Annotated in this window: 11 protein-coding genes and 1 tRNA gene; 7 read left to right on the top strand and 5 right to left on the bottom strand. The window is 48.2% G+C overall.

Annotated features, from left to right (window positions below):
- Window positions 1-92 precede the first annotated feature (92 nt).
- Window positions 93-728 (bottom strand): peroxiredoxin, encoded by a 636-nt coding sequence (locus tag JUB14_RS14035; RefSeq protein WP_207506926.1) that lies wholly within the window; start codon window positions 726-728, stop codon window positions 93-95.
- Between the two features lie 384 nt (window positions 729-1,112).
- Here JUB14_RS14035 and JUB14_RS14030 point away from each other — a divergent pair, with 384 nt between their 5' ends.
- Both JUB14_RS14030 and JUB14_RS14025 read left to right on the top strand, forming a co-directional pair.
- Complete coding sequence (locus JUB14_RS14030; RefSeq protein ID WP_207506925.1) at window positions 1,113-2,573, top strand: PAS domain-containing protein; 1,461 nt, start codon at window positions 1,113-1,115, stop codon at window positions 2,571-2,573.
- Window positions 2,573-2,971, top strand: coding sequence for a response regulator (locus JUB14_RS14025; protein WP_207506924.1), 399 nt, complete (start codon window positions 2,573-2,575; stop codon window positions 2,969-2,971). The genes JUB14_RS14030 and JUB14_RS14025 overlap by 1 nt, the downstream gene beginning before the upstream one ends.
- Before the next feature lie 100 nt (window positions 2,972-3,071).
- On the opposite strand, the gene JUB14_RS14020 is transcribed toward JUB14_RS14025, so the two are convergent.
- Window positions 3,072-4,175: a 3-keto-disaccharide hydrolase gene (locus JUB14_RS14020; protein WP_207506923.1), complete on the bottom strand. Its 1,104-nt coding sequence runs from the start codon at window positions 4,173-4,175 to the stop codon at window positions 3,072-3,074.
- A gap of 129 nt (window positions 4,176-4,304) precedes the next feature.
- On the opposite strand from JUB14_RS14020, the gene JUB14_RS14015 reads away from it, so the two are divergent.
- Both JUB14_RS14015 and JUB14_RS14010 read left to right on the top strand, forming a co-directional pair.
- Entirely contained in the window at window positions 4,305-5,180 is an 876-nt protein-coding gene (locus JUB14_RS14015) for an AraC family transcriptional regulator (RefSeq protein ID WP_207506922.1), read from the top strand.
- Between the two features lie 1,161 nt (window positions 5,181-6,341).
- Window positions 6,342-6,515, top strand: coding sequence for a hypothetical protein (locus JUB14_RS14010; protein ID WP_207506921.1), 174 nt, complete (start codon window positions 6,342-6,344; stop codon window positions 6,513-6,515).
- A 225-nt stretch (window positions 6,516-6,740) separates the two neighbouring features.
- Here the strand turns inward: JUB14_RS14010 and JUB14_RS14005 are convergent, their stop codons facing one another.
- Together JUB14_RS14005 and JUB14_RS14000 are read right to left on the bottom strand one after the other, a co-directional pair.
- Window positions 6,741-8,636 carry a hypothetical protein gene (locus tag JUB14_RS14005; protein WP_207506920.1) on the bottom strand — a complete coding sequence of 632 codons (1,896 nt, stop codon included), beginning with the start codon at window positions 8,634-8,636 and terminating at the stop codon, window positions 6,741-6,743.
- Window positions 8,637-8,978: 342 nt separating this feature from the next.
- Window positions 8,979-9,052 (bottom strand) — tRNA-Ala (locus tag JUB14_RS14000).
- A 273-nt stretch (window positions 9,053-9,325) separates the two neighbouring features.
- Here JUB14_RS14000 and JUB14_RS13995 point away from each other — a divergent pair.
- A complete protein-coding gene (locus tag JUB14_RS13995; RefSeq protein ID WP_207506919.1) occupies window positions 9,326-10,438 on the top strand; it encodes a fatty acid desaturase family protein in 1,113 nt (370 codons plus the stop codon).
- Between the two features lie 91 nt (window positions 10,439-10,529).
- On the opposite strand, the gene JUB14_RS13990 is transcribed toward JUB14_RS13995, so the two are convergent.
- The gene (locus JUB14_RS13990) at window positions 10,530-10,673 is read right to left on the bottom strand and encodes a hypothetical protein (RefSeq protein WP_207507211.1); all 144 of its coding nucleotides are present in this window, start codon (window positions 10,671-10,673) and stop codon (window positions 10,530-10,532) included.
- A 603-nt stretch (window positions 10,674-11,276) separates the two neighbouring features.
- Here JUB14_RS13990 and JUB14_RS13985 point away from each other — a divergent pair.
- Both JUB14_RS13985 and JUB14_RS13980 read left to right on the top strand, forming a co-directional pair.
- Window positions 11,277-13,763 (top strand): PKD-like domain-containing protein, encoded by a 2,487-nt coding sequence (locus JUB14_RS13985; protein ID WP_207506918.1) that lies wholly within the window; start codon window positions 11,277-11,279, stop codon window positions 13,761-13,763.
- A 55-nt stretch (window positions 13,764-13,818) separates the two neighbouring features.
- Entirely contained in the window at window positions 13,819-21,675 is a 7,857-nt protein-coding gene (locus JUB14_RS13980; protein WP_207506917.1) for an Ig-like domain-containing protein, read from the top strand.
- The last annotated feature ends 34 nt before the right edge of the window (window positions 21,676-21,709 follow it).

Raw genomic sequence — 21,709 nt, 5'->3', positions numbered from 1 at the left:
TCATACCTGCTTTCGGGTACTTAAGTAAAAAGCCCTTCTCTCATAAAGAGAAGGGCCATATATAATATAAATCCGGCTACGTAAAAGCCAGATTACTTATTAGGCTGAGGCGTGTAGCGCAGGTATGGCTTCACAATACGCAGACCTTTTGTAAACTTCTTCTCGGCATCCTCGGTACTAACCGCAGGTACTACGATCACATCTTCTCCGTCTTTCCAGTCGGCAGGGGTAGCTACCGAGTGAGTAGCCGTGAGCTGCAGCGAGTCTACAACGCGGAGCAACTCGTTGAAGTTACGACCCGTCGATGCAGGGTACGTCAGTGTCAGTTTGATCTTCTTGTCAGGACCAATGATGAATACCGAACGAACGGTTGCTTTTTCGCTGGCATTGGGGTGAATCATATCGTACAGCTGGGCTACCTTACGGCCTTCGTCCGCAATGATCGGGAAGTTTACATCCGAGCCGGTTACCTCATTAATATCCGGTATCCAGCGGTTGTGCGACTCCAGGTCATCTACGCTTACAGCTATTACTTTTACGTTACGTTTTTCAAACTCACCCTGAAGAAGGGCCGTTTTGCCCAGCTCAGTGGTACATACAGGGGTAAAATCGGCCGGATGTGAAAAAAGCATTCCCCAGCTATTGCCGAGCCATTCATGAAAACGGATGGTACCCTGGGTGGTATTAGCGTCAAAATCAGGGGCAACATCTCCTAAGCGTAGTGACATAGTTGTGTAGGTTTGAAGTTTGGAAAGATTAATCTATATAACTTATAGACTATGTAAACGCAAATATAAAAGATATGATTCAATACGAAAGGGTCTTTTTCAGAACTACCGGTAGCTCTTAATCTTTCTACCAGATGGTGTAGTTGAACGGGTATGGAAAAGTACTGTAGTATGTTACCGATTTTTACCCGACTTAAACCAATAATACCGAAAATGGTACTGTTCATCGAATATTTCTGTTGCACTATTGCCTAAGTAAATACATTTAAGTCTGCAAAATTATAGGTTGTTTATACTATACTGATACTAGTACTAATAGTGAAGCAGGTGTAGGCAGCAAGTATCTCCATGGAGACGAGTAACTATATGAATACTTCCGGTTTATTGGAAAACGCAAGCGAGACGCTTTCCCTACTTGTTGAGGGGATCAACGCGGGCGTGTGGGAGTGGAACATCCAGACCGGACAGGAGTGGTGGAGCAAACGCTTCTATGAACTGCTCGGGTATGACGACCAGGAGATTGAAGCAACCAACGAAAACTTTCTGACTGTACTTCTGCACCCTGATGAACGCCACCGGATTAGTCAGGCCCAGAACAATCATATCTATCATCATCAGCCTTATAAGCATAAGATTCGGCTGAAGCATAAGAGTGGTAGCTACCGCTGGTTCGAAACGACCGGCCAGGCTAAGTTCGATAAGGCCGGTAATCCGGTATATATGGTAGGTACTGCTATCAATATTGATCAACAGGTAAGGAATCTGGAGGAACTCGAACGAAGCAGGCAGCTACTGGAAGAAACCCAGACGCTCGCCCGAGTTGGGGGCTGGGAGTATAATCTGGCCCGGCACGAGCTAAACTGGTCCAGTACCATGTACGATATTTTTGGCTTACCCAATGGCCAGGATGTAGAGGTGGAGGAGGTTATAGCGCACTTTACCCCCGACTCGCAGCGCACCATCAGGGAAAAGTTTACCAGTGCCTACGATGGGAAAACACCTTTTGATCTCGAGCTGCAGCTGATTACAAGGCAACAAAAGAAGGTTTGGGTACGCGTAGCCGGTAAACCCCTAAATGATGTACAGGGTCAGATGACCGGATTCAGAGGTACCGTACAGGATATCCATGCGCAAAAGCTGAGAGAGATCCAGTTTACGGACTCCCTCCATACCATTTCCAGGCAAAACAACCGCCTGCTCGACTTTGCCTTCATCGTCTCGCATAACTTACGATCGCACGCCGGTAATCTGGAAATGATGCTGGAAGTAATGAAGATCAGCAACAGTGAAGACGAAAAAAATCGGATACTCACTTTTATTGAGCACATATCCGCTGAACTTAATCAGACCATCAACCAGCTCAATGAGGTCATCTACGTACAGCAGGACATAAACCCGGAGCAACAGCCTATTGATTTCCCGGAGTATATACAACTCACTAAGGAAGCCCTAAATGACGAAATACAGGAACATCAGGTACAGATTGTAGAAGACAACCTTGAGTGTACGACCATTACTACCAATCCCTCCTTTTTACAGAGTATCCTGCTAAGCCTCGTGCTCAACGCTATCAGGTACCGCCACCCCGAGCGTTCGCCGGTGATCCGCATAAGTACCTCCCTTACTAATAACAGACCCGTCCTTACAGTAACTGATAATGGTGTAGGTATGGATCAATCCAAGTTTGAAACTGACCTGTTTACCCGCTATGAGACCTTTGGCGCAAGTACGGAGGCGAAGGGGATCAGCCAGTACCTTACCAAAAGCCAGGTGGAAGCCCTGGGGGTAGCTATAGATGTCAGGGCTATACCCGACAGTGGATCTACGTACCAAATAACATTCTGATGAACAAGATTAACACGGCCTATATTATCGACGATAGCCATATCTATGTATTCGGGCTATCCAAGATCATTGAAACCTATAAGCTGTGCAATAATCTGATGGTTTTTGAAGATGGAGAAAAGGCCATCCGACATATTTCTGATAATCTCCACGATAACACCGTACTACCCGAGATCATACTCCTGGATATCAACATGCCGATTATGAATGGCTGGGACTTCCTGAATGAGTTTGCAAAGCTAAAGAGCAACATCAGCAAGAATATCACCATTTACATGATCAGCTCATCCATTGACCCGGAAGACCTCGAAAGGGCCAAAAGCTACAAGGAAGTGTCGGAATATATCATCAAGCCCATCTCCATCAGCCGCCTCAAAGAACTACTGAGCGCCGCGTAGTGACCTGAATACCTTGAAAACAAAAATAGATCGATTGCAGAAATGAGGGGTACCGGAAACCGGTACCCCTCACTGATTTACTACTCACTGAATCTTACAGTTACTTAACCTTCAGGTTTACTGCAAAGTCATTGACCGGTCCCAGCACGGTTTCAAGTCTGAACTTGACGTTATTGCCCGATGTACTTCCGGCTCTGGCCTGGACGGGTATCTTTAGCTTTTCGCCCTTCTTGAGGGTAAGCGGGAACTTCGGCAGCTTTACATCAAACTGCTCCAGCTGCTTACCGATCAGTTCGGCCGCTATCAGTTCAACTTCCTCGCCCTGGTTTTCTATTTCGATGGTTTGCGCTCCTTTGTCCGACACCTGTATATCCTTACGGGTACTTACCAATATAGGACTTCCCTTTTGTTCAAAGCGGACGGGGCGCAGCTCGATGTCTTTCAGGAAATGCTCAGCGCCTTCGCTCTGGAACTGGATCTGCCCGCTGGTAGTCTGCTGCTGCAGATCATCGCGGTAGATGTTATACAACCGGTTCACCACAAATCCATTCACGATGAATACCGCATCGGCTCCGCGAGCCACCAGTTCACCGGTTGTCCACTCGTCGGGTTTACTTTCAAAGTTGCCCGAGCGAAACACCCGCTTATCCGTAGGCTTGAGGGGTGAATAGGGATTGTACTGATTGACATCATCGGCGTCGTCTTTGGCCGGTGTAAAAGCCAGCAGTGGTACCCCCGCTCCTACGTTGTGGTAATCTCCGATATCCGTTTCCTGAATCTGCATCTCAATACTGCGCATCCAGCACTTGGAGCCGTAATCATACGGTAGCGAGCAGTGAAAGAGCAGCCCTCCGTCGGCGACCGCATTCTCGCGCGGCGCCCATTTCTTTTTACCGAACTTCACCAGGTAACGGAGGTGGTAGTTGCCGTATGACTGCTCCGTAAATACCCCGCCCCAATCCTGACCGGAAACATGGATCATCCCGTCCGTCACTTTGAATACCCCGTGCGGATCTTTATTGAGTCCGATGGGGGTCTGATCGGCGGCCGATCTGGACGGTACCAGGTAGGTACCCCATCCGGTGAAGTCCTTTCCGTTGAACAGGCTCTGCCACGCAGCTGCACTCTGAGCCTGAACAGGGGAGCCTGTATGAAGCAGTAATACAGCAAAAAATGCAGAAAGAAGATTGATTGGTTTATTCATAAACATGAACAGGTTAATGTGCCGGTACAAATAGTACCTTTGATTGATTGGATAAGTATAGGTCAAAAGTAGAAAAGCGATGTACAAGTCTTGTTGTAATAATCCACTGCAAATCGGTAGATACCCCTTATGAAGCGCTACATCCAGTACGAACCCTTTAATATTTATGTATTTGAAGCCGATGAGTGGCAACATCCGGTACATAATCACAGCTATTTTGAGATTATTTTTATCCGGGAAGGCCGGGGAAAGCATTGTATCAATGACAATATATTCTCCTATGCCACGGGTGATGTTTTCCTGCTGGGACCGGAAGACTACCACTATTTCGATATAGAGGCACACACCCATTTTTGCTATATCCGGTTTACCGAAGTATTCCTGGAAGACCACAGCCAGCCCAAGTCACCCGGCTGGATCCGGACGGTAGAGTCACTGCTTCATTCGCCCTACCAGTCGAGGGGGTCGGTCGTATCCGATAGTGAGCAGAAAGCACTACTCGAACACCTGCTGACGGTACTGATCCATGAGTACACCCACCGGGAGGAGGGATCGTACGAGCTTATTATGAATGGGATTATGAAGGCCATCCTGGGTATACTGGCCCGCAACATGGTACAGCAGGATCTGGTCCCACGCAAAGAGACCCGAAGCAAACGCCTGATCGAAGAGATAGTCCTGTACATAAGGCAACACATACGGCAGCCTGAGCAGCTCCGCATCGAACAGCTGGTAGCCCGGTTCAACTATTCGGCCAGCTACCTGAGTACCCTCTTCAAGGACCAGACCGGGGAGTCGCTCCAGCAGTACATCATGAAGTACAAGCTCAAGCTGATCGAAAACCGCCTTCTCTACAGTAGTCTCAGCGTCTCGCAGATTACCTACGAGTTTGGATTTACGGATGGCAGCCACCTCAACAAGCTGTTCAGGAAGTACTATGGTATGACTCCCAACGAATTCAGAAACTCTCTCACCAAAAAGTCCGATGATACACTGATCCCCTAGCCGGGTTAGGCCTTACTACAACGGGCCAATAATTATAAATAGGTACTTAACTAAGTCTCCTCCTCAAACGGATGGGGGCTTTCTTTTTAATAGTACTCCTCCCCTCCTGCTCTCCCAGATTTCAAGCAGGAATTCTCAGATCGGGACATACTAGTGGTAGTAAGAGAGCGCTTATGACCGGCTCCTGTATTCCTAAGCCTACCCTGCATGTACAAACCACTCATCCCCCCGGGCGTTCCTGTTTCTTAGTACCTGTCCTTCGGGGAGGCTAAGGCAGCCCGGAAGTACCGGAGGTGAGGGGACGTTATGTACAGGCTCAAAAAAATGAGGCACGCATGGATACCCATGCGTGCCTCATCTATACTATAAATGACTACTTTAATCTGACTATTGCGATCAGCTTAGAAATTACCTGCGCTGCTCAAATCAAAATCTACATTCTCGAGGGGCTCTTCGTGAGCTTCGGCCTTATCAGTACTGATTGTACTACATGCCGCCACAAATGCAACTAATGCCACTAATAATAACAAAGTCAACTTCTTCATAATAATTGATAGTTAGGGAGGGGTATTGATGGTACTCTTTTCACAGATTGAGTAACATAAAGCAAGTGGCGTGCCAACTTTTATTTTTCTCTAAAAATTATTCATAAAGGTGACATATGATAATCCAGCATTCAACTTGATTGAAAAATTAATACAGGCAAATAATTGATTGACAGGCCATTACCATCAATTATTTCAATATTATTCTGATGATAAATCAGCTCTTTGTTCTGGCAAAGTTTTTATGAATTAGTTGAAGGCAACCAGTACTGAATCTGGTCCTTATATCTTGTATAAGCCATACTCACAGTACTGACCAGGCAGCCTTTTGCCTGCCTGCTTTCACCGGTTGAGTTGAGAACATACCAGATAACTACTAGTGGGTACAGTAGCATACCTGCGTGAACTGGGGCCTGGCTGCTGTCAGGAACAGTAAAAGTGGTAGAGAAAGACTCCCTGCTACTCAGAAGACCGCTCGGTGGTGTATTAGAGTTGCGAATGATTAGTGCCAGGGGTAACTTTAAGCCCTTTACTTAGTAGAGTAACCTAGATTGCCGTTCCAATGATTCAAAAAAGAGTTACATGGTATACTATTGAAGAGAAAAAACCATGGAATATGGAACTGGTCATTGTAATCAATCGGACAGGGATGAAGTTCGAGCCGGCCATTTACTACCATGATAAATATGAAGGCGGCTTCTTCCGATTAATTGATGAAGTAGGCGATGAAGAGAGAATCCCCTTTGAAGTAGCCTTCTGGTCCCCTTTGAATTTCTTTCCGATAGATTAGGAGTAGGGGTATCTGTGAAATATTCTACTGGGTATAGTTTGCTGCTCCTTTCTGCCTTTTAAATATTAGATAAAATGCCCACTGGTATCCGGCTTCTGCCTGTGGAGCGAACTATCCAGCCGTCGCTTTTATGCCTCCATGGCCTGGACTAAGACTGGGCTGGTGAAGCAGAGTGTGTGGGATCGGTTTGTGTTGTTGAAGGGGCAGCGGGTTTAACAACCTTTATTACTTTTTACCATACTTCCGAAAGGCTTGGATGAATTGATAAATAATGAAGCCATTAACTAAACGCCCTATGAAGTCAATAAACATAGCCAAACCGTTTGCACTTATATTATAATCTTCCCCAAGTAAATGTGCCGATAAAAAATCAACCTTATGAACTGGGGATAAGAATTCAAAGAAGGATGGGTATATTTTCAGGAAGTTCTCAAAATATTTTCCAAACATCTTAAAAGTTGGGTAATAACCTAATGAGCACACGTATAGGACATATAATGGCACAGACACTAATGGAACCCACAGTAATGCCTTCACCCAGTTTGTACCAAACTCATTCGAGTACTTATTTAGAAACAAGGTAATACGCTCCCTATCTATCTTTTTACGTTCTGAAACTACATCATAGTGTGCATCTAACTCTTTTGCTAAATAGTTCAATGCTTGAACAGAATCCCCTTGATTCTCTGCAACCTTTTTTAACTGATAGTACCCTACCTGTCTTGAATCTGCATCACCTATTACCTTCCTAGGTAACTTTGAGCCGGATAGATATATCTCATTAATCTTCGATCCTCTTATGTTTAGGCTCATTAAGGAAAAATCACTTGTAATAAAGTTTATTTTACCTAAATCAGAGTTTACAAACAATAGTTGCTGGTGGTCACAATTAATTTCAACCCCTTCAAATATATCTTTACTCCTTTCGTTAATAAAGGGTAAAGAAGTTCTGTTATCCCAACTCAACTCATCGAAAACAGACTCTTCCCCTCTTAAAGGCCACTCATTTACACTTACATTAGTTACATATATATATGACTGATTTATAAATTCATGTATAGAAAAATTCGAGATTGAGAAATCCCTTAATTCCATAATCGCTCTATCAACGCTTACTCCCTTTAACAAAACCCCGTCTGAAATAAGCAAGCTACCAACCCTTAATTGTCTATCTGATAACCCTTTAAGCTCAAATTTATCAAATTTAAACTTATCAACTACCAGTGCAATTAGACCAATCCTAATAGGTGATATTGAAACATTATCGACTTTCCCGCTTACTAATGAGATATGACCTATATGCGAATAGCCATCGATCGTCAACGTATGTAAAATCACATTATTACATATAAGATTACCTACCTTAACATTATTCATATGTATCACATTCTTAATTGGAGGACCTATATTAGATGTAGGAACTGTTACATCAGTCATTTCAAGGCTTCCAATCGTAGAGTTCTCTACTCGTATATTATCGATTAGTGATCCAACACGCATTTCATCTATAACACTACCATTGATTAAAATATGATCAGATTGCAATGGCTGATATATAAAATGTTTTATATAGCATTCAGTAAAAGTAAGCTGCACTAGCATATCTTTGACGCTGAAAACGTCAATATGCTCAACCCTGTTTATTGAAACAGGTAGAGTAACCCTTCTTGAAGACCAACTTGGATTGTTACTACAATCAAAAATCAAAGAATCGATTTTTGATAAATTACCACCTCTTATTTGCAGTTTAGTGATATTTCCTTTTACAAGTATCGAACCAATGTCTCTTAGCTCTTCAACTTTAACATTCAAACTTGCAATATCTCCAAGTGTCAACTGCTTAAAATTACACTCAAACACATTCAAAACTCGCGCCCCATTTAATTGCGCATCCAATACTTGAACGTTTTTAAAGTTTACACTATAAAATAAAATATTCCTAAAATTTGAACTAGCATACGATATTGTCAGATCATCTTTAAAATCAACAGAATAAATACGTATTGTTGATTGTTCAGTATTAATTTTAATATTATGCTTATACATACCATGGCTAACACTCTGATTTCCAAGCAAAATAGAATTTAGAGTTTCAGAAGTAATTTCTAGTGGGGTAGACATTGGTATTATCATTTAGTCCTTTGAGGGCAATGCAAATCAAAGAGTTTTGCCCTAAAAAACTACTAGATGATTGACCCCTTAGCTACTGACCTTTCGTACCTGAACCTGAAATTCAGCCAAAATAAGCTGACCCATACCCTTCCGCAGCTGACACCGCCCTAGTAAGCCTGAAGTACTTCCTGACACTGCTATACTTGGATTTTCAGCTTTCGAGTCGATAGGATATTCTATACATCTATTATGTTCGGTACTAAAAGAATTAGTGTCACCGAATATGCCTACTGAAGAAGGTAATAAAAACAACAAAAAATGCCCTTCCTGATATCAGGAAGGGCATTTAGGTGGAGAATATCGGATTCGAACCGATGACCTCTTGCATGCCATGCAAGCGCTCTAGCCAACTGAGCTAATCCCCCGTGGTTGCTTGGTGTCCCAAACGGAGTGCAAATATGTTCGGTAGTTTTTAGATACGCAATAGTAGCCTCAACTTTTTTTGAAAATTTTCTTATTCTCCCGGTCACCGGGCTACCCCAGCAGTAACAGGATCTTGCCTCAATATACACTTTATCCGGCCTTTACCGTTATATTTGAAATTGGCTTTCAGGTAGGTTCGATCATTCAGCAGTTTGTTCATTCTATTTGTAATTTTGCCCCACAATCAATGAACAACTAACACAGCTCCTCCCTCCATGGTACGTAAAGGTCAGGTAAAGTTTGTCAGCAAAGACAAAAATCAATTCTTCAACACCCTTCGAAAGCGCGTTGATCAGCATTTTGCAGATACAGGGCAATCCAAACACGCCAACGGCACCATGATCCTCAAGTCGGTAGTGCTGTTAGCCGCTTATGTACTACCATTTGTAGCCCTGCTGGCTTTTAATCCTCCCTTTGCACTGAGTATGGTACTGTGGCTGGTAATGGGGCTGGGCGTAGCCGGTATCGGTATGAGTGTGATGCATGATGCCAACCACGGCGCTTACTCGGCTAACTCCAGGGTGAACCAACTCATGGGCTACACGCTGAACCTGGTGGGAGGTGGTGTCCTGAACTGGAAACTGCAGCACAACATACTGCACCATACCTACACCAACGTAGTACCCATGGATGAAGATATTCAGGACCGGTTGGTAGTTCGGTTGTCTCCGCATACCACCACCCGCGCCATTCATAAATTCCAGTGGATCTATGCCTTCTTTTTTTATGGCATTCTTACCCTCTACTGGGTAATAGCAAAGGACTTTATCCAGTACGTATCTTTTATCAGATCTGGAGTCAATACCCAGACCCGGACCGAAAACCTGTCTTTACTGGTAAGACTGATCGCCCTGAAAGTAATGTATCTGTCGGTTATGCTGGCCGTACCGGTCGTGTACTTCTCTATACCATTTTCGGAAGTACTGTCGGGATTTCTGCTGATGCACTTCGCGGCGGGCCTGATCCTGACGGTGGTGTTCCAACTGGCGCACACGGTGGAGGGTACTCACCACCCGCTCGCCAACGACCAGGGCATTATCGAAAACGACTGGGCTATCCACCAGCTGCAGTCTACGGTTAACTTTTCGCGTCAGAACCGGTGGCTGTCCTGGTATGTAGGCGGCCTTAACTTCCAGATCGAGCACCACCTTTTCCCGCGTATCTGCCATGTACACTACCCGGCCATAGCACCGATTGTAAAGCAGACCGCCGAGGAGTATGGACTTACCTACATGGAAAACGAAACTTTTGGAGAGGCATTACGCTCGCACATCGCCACACTGCAGCGCTTTGGTACCTTACCGGATATCAATGAGGCGATCGGATAGCCTTATCAGGCCATACCGTAGTACCCGTTTATAATTTTGGCTCCCTTATATCTAAGGGAGCTTTTTTATTTTCAGGCCCCGGTACTACCGGCTACCGCTTGCCTCCCATGAATTTTGCAAAAAGCCAGATGACCGCCACGATCACCAGGATGACCATGATAACTCCTACATAGACACCGCCCTTGAATATGGTGCCGATGAAGTCACAGCTGGTTAGTCCTAAGCTAAGTAGCACAAGGAGAAGTAAATTCAGGTAAGATTTCATAGTCAGGATGAATGATTAGTGTGAAGCTATACCTCCTAAAAAACCATTCCAATAAGCCAAAAAAAAGCTTTTACCGTCCCCTCCGGGCAAGATTGGTATAAGTATTGTACAATATATACCGCTTCTTCCTGACTATCGGACGAGCGTGTTCTATATCCACTACCTGCAAGTATCAGATTTTTGTATTCCAGCCTTTTAGCCTGTTTTTTCGGCAGAATCACCCTTGGCTGCTCATACAGCAACAAATTCGGTACAGTTATTGCTCCCCAAGGGATGTGTACCTGTACAGGCAAGTACCCATTGCAACCAGTAATTTAATCAGCACACACACACAACTATATAACACCGTGGCCTACTACAGCCTTTACCAGACTGACTGCCATTACCTGCCTTTGCACAGGTTCGCAGCTGGTTTTCCGGAACGCAATGCATGCAGCTCCCTCTGGAACTCCCCCATCCACACCCATCGCTCATTTGCCACATATCATCCCTTGTTTCAATAGCCTATACATACATAAGCACTGGCTTATGCCCTCTATTTTATTGATGTGATTGACCAGTAAGTAAACCCACATGAAGAAATTCTACCTCTTTTTAACTCGTTATCATTATCTGTATTTTATCCTGTCGGGAGCCCTCGGGCTGCTCACTCAGCAGGAGTCCCGGGCCCAGATCCTCCAGAATGGTGCCGTAAGAGCCAACTTCGGAGTGGATGCGGGCGTATACTCCGGTATCATAGAGTATGGAGCAGGCACACCCGCCGCCGGTACCGTGGACTGGTTCAAAGGAACTACGGGCCGGGGAGTCATTAATGAAACCACCCCTTCGACCATAACTACCCTGCTGCAAACCAGCGCTAACCCTATCTACGAGCGCCGGATGAATGGCAACATGAGCAGCTATGTGGATGCATCAGGTACTAAGAAACAGTTGCTGATTGATGCCGTATGGGCGCGGGACCTTTTTGGAGGTACCGGTGGCATCGACCAGACTTCATACACTACGGCCAGTAAGAATGGGGAAGATCCGGCCATATGGAGCCCCGGACCAGCCAACGTACTGGGTAAGAATGACCTGCTGGACATCGGAGGGCACATGGTACGGGACGTTGATACCGGTAAGGATGACCTTTGGTTTTTCGGACTGATCAACCGGGCCGAACCTGGTGGAGACGCCTACATGGACTTTGAGTTTTTTGCTAAAAGCATATCGTACACACCCGGTAGCGGCTTCAGTTCCGGTGGACCTGACCTGGGACATACAGCCTTTCAGTTTGATGCGCAGGGTAATATCACCAAGGTAGGAGATTTTATTTTTAACGTTTCGCTGACAGGTGGAGGTGAAAACGCCAATATAGAAGTTAGAGTATGGGTGAGCCGGGCCGTTTATAACTCCATCACACCCAAGACATTCACCTGGGGCGGCAGCTTCGACGGCCCCTACACCGGCTCGCCTTTTGGCTACGCTACCATTGAACCTCTGCCTGGCAATACCGATGCGGTAGGAATTGTAAATAAGGATGGTCAGAATCCGGCGGCTCCGCCCTGGGGTACCAAGGGCACCAAATCCAACGCCTGGGGGACCTCCTATATTTCTTTCTCAGTGGCTGAAGTAGGTATCAACCTCACCAAGTTTGGTATGGACCACGCCAGCCTTTCGGGTCTGGACCCCTGTCTGTTCCCCCTGCATACCTTTATTGTAAAATCCCGTGCATCCGCTTCCTTCACGGCTCAGCTCAAAGATTTTGCCGGGCCTTATAAGTGGGGACAGCCTACCATCGATCCTATCATAGTAGGTAACGCGCTACTATCCTGTAATAACCTGACCACTACCCTATCGACAGACATTGACCGATCTGACGTAACTTATACGTGGTCAACCGTAGATGGCAAGATTGATTCCAATCCTAACCAGCGAACGATTACGGTAAGTAAGCCAGGCACCTACGTACTGGATGTAACCCTGCCTAACTCCTGCCACGTTCCGAAGAAAAGTGTCACCGTTACCTACGACCCGACCAAGCCTTTCCTGAATACGCCTACGGCCACTTCTCAGGTAGCCTGTAACGGGAATGATGGTTCCATAAAACTGGCTATTACCGGCGGAACCGCTCCTTACAGCTACGCCTGGTCGAATAGTGCTACTACCAAAGATATAAGCGGCCTGTCGCCCGGTACGTATAATGTACTCGTCACTGATGCGGTCGGTTGTACCATCAATGGCTCCGCCACCGTAGGCAGCCGTACTACTGCCACCATTACCCCTACTACCACCAATGCTACCTGCTTCGGATCAAACAATGGTTCGATCACGTTGGGGGTAACGGGTAAAGCCCCCTTTACCTACTCCTGGTCCAACAGCAACATCACTAAAGATATCGTCAATCTGCTGGCGGGTACTTACACCGTCACCGTAAAAGATGCGGATGGGTGTTCTACTGCACTTCCGGTCACTGTATCGCAGCCTGCGGCCGTTACAGGTACTATTACTAAAACCGACGACACCAATCCCGATCCGGCCATCGCCACCGGTAGTGCCGACCTGACCGCCTCCGGAGGCACGCCCGGCTATACCTACCTCTGGTCCAACGGAGCTACCACCGAAGACCTCACCGCTCTGACCCGCAATACCTACTCAGTAACTATCACCGATACCAGAGGCTGTACCGGTACCGCTTCTACTCAGATATGGGAGCCCGAAATCTGTAACGATGGTATTGACAACAACGGCAATGGATTGACTGACTGCCAGGATGGCAACTGTACACCGGCGGCACCAACGGCTATCACGGCCAATAAACCGAAGCCCTGTGTCGGCGAAGATGTCATATACTCGGTGACCAATGCATCAGTCACCCTGGCCTATACCTGGACAGTACCTGTCAATGCCACCATCATTAGCGGCCAAGGTACCGGTAGCCTGACCGTACGCTGGAATAGCACCACCCCGGGGCAGATATGTGTAGCAGCTGATAATGTAGGATGTGTAAGCGCTGCTACCTGCTACTCCGCCACTCCCAGAGAGGCACCTGCCACCCCTAGCTATATCATGAAAAACTAAACTGAGTGGGGCTACCCTTCCAACCCTCCTGACGATGTTAAAAGCACAGTATTTGATGAATATTTCTACGCTTATCATATCCCGGCAAAGGCAGCACAGACTAGTACGAGGCACTATTCAGCTTGTAGCCCTGGTGGCGTTGCTGCTGGTGAGCACAGCTGACCTCTTTGCCCAGACGGTCAATAAACAACTCTATTTCCGAAACCCCTCCCTACTCAGCCGTACAGTTCCTACAGCGACCACTTCTACCCCTACTATTGAGCTGTTAAAGAATACGGCGCAGGTAACGGCCAGCGGTACGTTTAATACTTCTAACAGTGGAACCTCGGCCGGAACCTTGTCAAGTACCGGCACCTTTACTCCCACCGGAGTCAACCGATTGCTCCTGGTAACGATCGCCTCCACGCCCGGAGCCAATAACGCTATATCGAGTGTGACGTTCGGAGGAGTGGGACTGACCAAGCTCCGGGACCTGACTACCGGAACCGATGCCAAGTCAGAGCTGTGGTACCTGGTAAGCCCAGTGACTAGCGCCGGTACAGTCACCATCAACTGGCCCAGCGGGCAGCTTCTGGAAGCAGTAGTGGGGGTAGCGCTCATTAATAACGTGGATATCTCGGCTCCCTTTGGAACAGTAACAACAGCTACGGGCACTACCACTCCAGCCTCAGTATCCGTATCTTCGGCACTTGGGGATATTGTAGTAGACGTTGTGGGAACCCGAGCCAAAAACAACACCATCGGGGCCGGTCAGACGTCCATCTTTAACGCCAGTACCAACAGCATTGGTGCGGTATCCAGTTACAAAACGGCGACAGCGGGTACATCCGGTATGACCTGGACGCTGAGTGGTGGACAAAGCCAGTCCTGGGCGCACATCGGTGTAGCCGTAAAAGGGATATCCACCGATGCCAGCTTTACCCTGACACCTGCTCTGTGCAGCAGTTTTACCATTCCGGCCAATCAGACAATAACCGTTACGGCCTATGCCAGAATAACGACTGGTACGGTTGCCACCACTAACACGCTTCCATTTATCGCCACTCTCCGACACGGTAGTACTACCTTCTTCACGCGGAGTGTTGCTAGCTGGAATGCAACTACCGGTTTGATAACCCTGACTGGTACTCTGACCAGCCCGGTCACCATTCCGGCCGGAGAAAGCATCATGCTGGATCTTTCCAATGACTTTCTGGGAACAGGTATCACGGTCGACTACGACGCGACCACCAAAGCCTCTCAACTCGTACTACCCACCAGTACCTACATCAATATCAACAGCATGGATGCCTATAGTGCTGCCTATGCTTCGGGAGGTTCGATAGTAAGCCAGCCATCAGTAGGCAGTACCGTATACATCCGCTCCGTAGTCAGCGATCCCTTCGGCGTCAATGACATCACGGGCATGAGCCTGCAGATCAGTCAATCGGGTGGTGGCAGCACCACCGTAACGCCTACTTCGGTGGCTACGGTTGGATGTACCCGTATATATGAGTACACCTGGACGCCATCCGTTGCAGGTACTTATACCCTCCTGGGTACTGCCCGGGAAGGTACCGAAGGAACCGTTACGCATACTTCTACCAAGAACTATACAGTAGTAGCGCCTTCTGTATCGGTGACCAAGACCCGTAGCTCACCAGCCTCCGGCCCCATCACAGTGGGTACCAATGTGACTTATAACATTGCTATTGCCAATACCGGCCAGTCGAATATTACGACCCTTCCACTAAAGGATATTTACACGACCACTAATCTGCAGTATGTAAGTGCATCAGTAACACCTAATAATATTTCAGGAGGTACCATTACCTGGAACAACCTCGGCACGCTGAACGCCGGTAGTACCCGCAACATTACAGTTACTTTTAAGGTCATCGGTAACGTTGACCCCGCCACTAACACCGCCAGAGTAGAGGGCGCCGTTGATAACCTGGGGGCTTCTGTACCTACCCTAAACAGTACAGTGGAATTTAATGTGGAGGAACCTCCAGTGGCCAACAGCGATAAGGCTTGTTTACAGGGAGCTACTGACATCAATGTACTGGCCAACGACACCGATCCCGACGTAGTGGGCTTCCTCTCTGCCCACACCGGCTCATACAGTGTTTCTATCGTAACGCCTCCTACCGCAGGTAAAGCTACCGTAACGGTCAATGCCGACAATACCATCCGGTTTACTCCGGGTACCATAGCCGAAAACGAGTCAGTAACCTTTGTATACCGTGTTACGGATGCAGCCAGCTATACCTCTGACGCCACGGTAACGGTACTGTACTCGCAGACCAATGATGCCCCGGTAGCTCAGAATGACGTCGCCACTACTACCACCGAACGCCCCGTAGTGATATCAGTACTGGCTAACGACAGCGACGCCGATGGTATCCTGCAGATACCTACTATTGCCGTCAAGGCCAAGTATGGTACTGCAGTAGTCAATTCAGACAACACCATTACCTATACCCCTAGTCCCGGCTTTACCGGTACAGATGAATTTACCTATCAGGTATGTGACGATGGCTGCCCTACCCCATCCAAGTGTGCAACCGCTACCGTAACCATTACGGTTGATTTTGCCCTGTATGTATGTACCTCCGGCCCCAGTACGCTGACGGTTCCGGCCGTTCAGGATGCCATCAGCTATACCTGGAAGCTGCCTACCGGCGCCGTGGTCGTTAGCGGAGCCAATACCAACGAATTAACCGTCAACTGGAGCAGCGTAGCCCCCGGCTCTTACAACGTATGTGTAACATCGGTCAACGAGTGCGGTGAGAGTGCTGAGCAATGCGTAAATGTCGTAGTGAATACCCTGCAGTTAGCCTTTACTCCGAAGAATGCTTCCTGTTTTGGCGTAAGTAACGGATCCATTGATCTCACTATTACCGGTGGTATTGCCCCCTATACCTATGTATGGTCCAACGGCGCCTCCGTACAGGATCCGGGGGGTCTGGCTCCCGGCACCTATACCGTAACGGTAACCGACAAAAACGGATGTACCGTCACGGGTAACGCTACCATTACCCAGCCGGCCACCGCTATTACTGTTTCGGGTAATGTTACCAATGAGACCTCCCCCAACTCAGCTAATGGTACTATCACCATCAGCGTAAGCGGAGGTACTCCTAACTATACCTATCTGTGGTCCAACGGGACTACTACCAAAGACCTGACCGGACTGGTAGGTGGTACCTACACCGTAATTGTCACTGACGCGGCGGGCTGTACCAAAGAGATGAGGTTTACGGTCAATACCATCGGGGCTGCTTTGAAAGTTAGCTCCATCACTAAGACTGACGTACTTTGCAACGGCAGCAGTACCGGAACAATTGACCTGGAAGTAATAGGTGGTACTGCCCCCTATACCTACACCTGGTCCAACGGAGCCACTACCCAGGACCTGACCAACATCCCTGCCGGTACCTACTCGGTAACGATTAAGGATAATGTCAATGCTACTACTACCACAAGTATCACCGTCAGTCAGCCTGCTGCTGCTCTCAACCTGACAAGAACCGCTACTAATTCTACCTGTAACGGAGCCGATAACGGAAGTATAGACCTGACTGTAACAGGTGGTACCGCCCCTTATACCTACAAATGGTCCAACGGAACCACTACTCAGGACCTGAGTAATCTGGATGCAGGTACTTATAGCGTAACCGTAACTGATGCCAACGGATGTACCGCTACCACCTCGATTACCATTACAGAGCCCGCGGCTCTGACGCTTACGGGGGTAGCTGCCAATACCTCCTGCAACGTACCCAATCAGGGATCGGTCAACATTACTGTAACGGGTGGTACGGCTCCCTATACCTACGCCTGGACCAACGGAGCCACTACCGAAGATATCAGCGGCCTGGCCCCCGGTAAGTATGCCGTTACCATCACGGATAATGCCGGATGTACTACTGTACAGACCTTCATTGTCGAGAATGTATGTGTCGGAATAGCCAAGACCATCAGCAGTGCCCCTGTCAACAACAAGAATGGCTCTTACACGATGACCTACCAGATCAGAGTGAAGAATATGGGCACGACTAATCTTTCGAATGTACAGATAGTCGAAGACCTGACGGCTACTTTCGCGGGTGCTACCTCTTTTACTGTCAATAACATTACCAGCGCGAGATTCACCGTTAATCCTGGCTTCAACGGCAACGCAGACAAGAACATGCTAGGCGCCTCACAGAGTCTGGTGGTGGGTGAAATGGGAATAGTAGAGTTTACGGTTACGGTAGTACCTGGCGCGAAACTAGGTACTTATACTAACAGCGCCGTAGGCTCCGGTAAGGACTCCGGCACCGTAACTACCACCGACAAGTCACAGAATGGTACCGATCCCGATCCGAACAAGAACGATACCCCTACCGATAATGACGATGACACCCCCGTAACCTTTGCCGAAACGCCGCTTATAGGAATCGCAAAGGCACTGACCACAGGTCCGATCAGCAACGGAAACGGCAGCTATGATCTGTCCTTTACCTTCACCGTGCGTAACATGGGTAATGTGCCCCTGAAAGAAGTACAGGTTACGGACGATCTGGCAGCTGCCTTCAACACAACGGCCATGACCGTTAAAAGCATAACGTCCAGCTCCGGATTAAGTGTTAACCCTGGCTACAATGGTACCAGCAACCTGAACCTGCTGGCCGGAACAGATGAGCTGCAGGTCAACGAGATCAAGACCATCACGCTGAACCTGACGGTAGCCCCTGTTGGCCTTGGACCTTTCAAAAATACCTCTATAGCTACGGCAAAAGGTCCCGGTAATACTTCTACTACCGACAAGTCGCAGGATGGTACCGATCCGGATCCCAATACTAACGATGATCCCAAGGACAACGACGAAGATACACCCGTTACCTTCCCCGAGAAGCCGGGTATAGGTCTGGCGAAGCAGGTAGTGAGCACTCCGGTAAGCAACAACGACGGCAGCTATACCTTTACCTACCTGTTTACAGTTAAGAACACCGGAGATGTAGGGCTGAAAGATGTACAGATTACCGACAACCTCTCTACCACATTTGGTGGTAATCCGGTAGTAGTAAGCAGCATCAGCAGCGACAACCTGGCCGTCAACAATGCCTACAACGGCACTACCAACACCAACCTGCTGTTGGGTACCAATACCCTGGCCGTAGGTGAACTGCAAACCGTGCAACTGACCATCCGGGTTTCACCGGGCTCGAACCTAGGTCCTTACAATAACCTGGGGGTTGCTACCGCCACCAGCCAATTCAACACGCCGGTCAATGACACCTCAACCGATGGTACGGACGTTGACCCCGAAAATGACGGCCCCGGTGATAACGATGATCCTACTCCGGTTACGTTTACCGAAGCTCCTAAGATTGGGGTAGCCAAAGAAGTAGCCAGCACAGTTAATAACCAGAATGGTACCTACTCCCTGACCTATACCATCAAGGTACAGAACATGGGGAATGTACCTCTGAATAGCATCCAGGTAACAGACGATCTGTCCAATACCTTTAGCGGTGCTACTACCTTTGCGGTTACCAATCTGTCGGCTACCTCAGGGCTGGTTACAAACAACTCGTATAATGGTTCATCCAACACTTCACTCCTGGCTGGAGGTAGTTCGCTGGCCTCCGGCGCCACCGGTACTATTACACTGACCGTACAGGTAACACCGGGCAGCAAGCTGGGTGTGTACTACAACACAGCTACCGGAACGGGCGTATCGCCGGGAGGAACTACGGTTACCGATAAGTCACAGACCGGCACAGATACAGATCCTGACGACGATGAAAATCCTACCAATAACAACGAAGATACGCCGGTAACATTCACCGAATCTCCGCAGGTAGGTCTGGCCAAGCGGGTAGTAGGTACGCCGGTTAATAACAATAACAATAACAACACCTACACCTTTACGTATGAGATAAGGGTAGAGAACGCCGGCAACGTACCGCTTCATAATGTTCAGATTGTCGATAACCTTAGCGAGACATTTGCAGCCGCCTCGTCCTTTACCGTAAATTCATACAGCATTACACAACAGCCCGCCAGCACTACACTAGCTACCAACCCGACCTATAATGGTACCAGTGCAGCCCCTGAGCTACTGAACGGAACCGGCACCCTGCAGGTGAATGAATTTGCGCTGATCCAGCTTACCGTAACGCTTACCCCCGGAGCAGTGGGTGGTCCGTTTGAGAACTCAGCCGTGGGTACAGCCCAAAGCCCCGGAGGTACCTATGTTATCGACTACTCAGAGGACGGCACCAACGTAGATCCGGATGCGAATGGAAAAACCTCCGACAACAATACCCCTACCAAGATTACCCTCTTTGAGAATCCTAAGATCGGTATAGCCAAGAGTGTAGTCAGTGTAGTCGACAAGACCCCTACCACCAAGGAGATCACGCTACGCTTCATCCTCCAGAACTATGGTAACGTAGAGCTTAAGGACCTGAAAATATTTGACGATATAGCTACTCAGTTCAGTACGGTATCTCCAACCAGCTACACCGCTATTGAAGGGAGCTTGTTTGCCAACGGTAGCTGGGATGGTACCTCTACCTCCAATATTCTGGCGTCGAATCAGACCCTGGCCGTAGGAGCAGTTGACTCGGTATTTGTAAGCTTCGTGATTACACCCGGTGGCACGGCTACCCTGTATAATATAGCCACTGCCGAGGGTACCGGTCCTTTGGGAGGCAAAACCACTGATAAGTCAACGGATGGTACTGATCCTGACCCGAACAATGATGAGGATCCCAAAGAGGAAGTACCTACCAAGGTAGATCTGTACGGCTCATCAATTGCAGCTACCTATGATAACCTGGGTACAGTGACTCTCGGTGGCACCATTACCTACCCTATCCTGGCTAATGATACCCTGAACAAGGTGACCCCCATAGACCCGGCTCTGGTCACCATCACTATTTCAACACAGCCCACCAAAGGTACTGTCACCATCAACTCCACCACGGGTCAGGTAACCTATACCGCCGGTACTACCCAGTCTGGAAAAGATACCTTCATATATACCATCTGTGATTTGGCGAACGGAGTAGTGTGTGATACGGCACTGGTAGCAGTCACGATCGAAGGAGCGTTAAAATACCAGCCCCGCGTGTACCTGCAGGGCGCCCTTTACGGTGTGACTTACTCAGATTCCCCGGCTAACACAACGGTAGACTCGCTCATGCGTGACGACCTGCGCGTACAAGGAGTACTTCCGACGACGACACCATACAGCACCTGGAATGCTACCCTACCGGCTTCGGCACTTGATGCGGCAGTACTAACTACAACCGGACGCGACGCCATTGTTGACTGGGTATTTGTAGAACTCCGCAACGCAGCCGATCCGACTCAGGTAGTACAGAGCCAGTCGGCCCTCCTGCAGCGCGATGGGGATGTGGTAGGTCTGGACGGCATATCGCCCCTGGAAGTAACAGCCCCTAGCGGAACTACCTACTACATAGCGGTTCGTCATCGCAACCACCTGGGTGCCATGACGGCTTCGGCACTGCCACTTACCCCGACCAATACAATCATAGACTTCCGTACTCCCGCTACGGCTACCTACGTCAAAGTAGCCTCTGACCCGATCCACCAGTCGCAGGCGGTGGTCGTACAGGGTAGAGCTCTGTGGGCTGGTAACGCGCAGCAATACGACAAAGTAGTGTACCAAGGTACCGGCAATGAGACAGAAGCGGTCAGCCGCCGCATCATGGGTGCCGCCGGTAACCTCCTCAATGCCCCGTATTACAAACAATCCGGCTACCTCATGGAGGACATCAACCTCAACGGGGAGGTCATCTACCAGGGTAATACGAACGACCTAGAATTTATATATCAGAACATCATAAAAAATCATCCCGGCAACACATTACCAGCAAACAATTTCATCATCCAGGAACAACTCCCCAAATAATAGATACCGGGGGGAAGTGCCATAGTACCCCCAG

Source organism: Telluribacter humicola (assembly GCF_017355935.1).
In the GTDB taxonomy this organism is placed as follows: Bacteria; Bacteroidota; Bacteroidia; order Cytophagales; family Spirosomataceae; genus Telluribacter; species Telluribacter humicola.
This window is presented reverse-complemented; position numbering and strand designations above follow the sequence as displayed.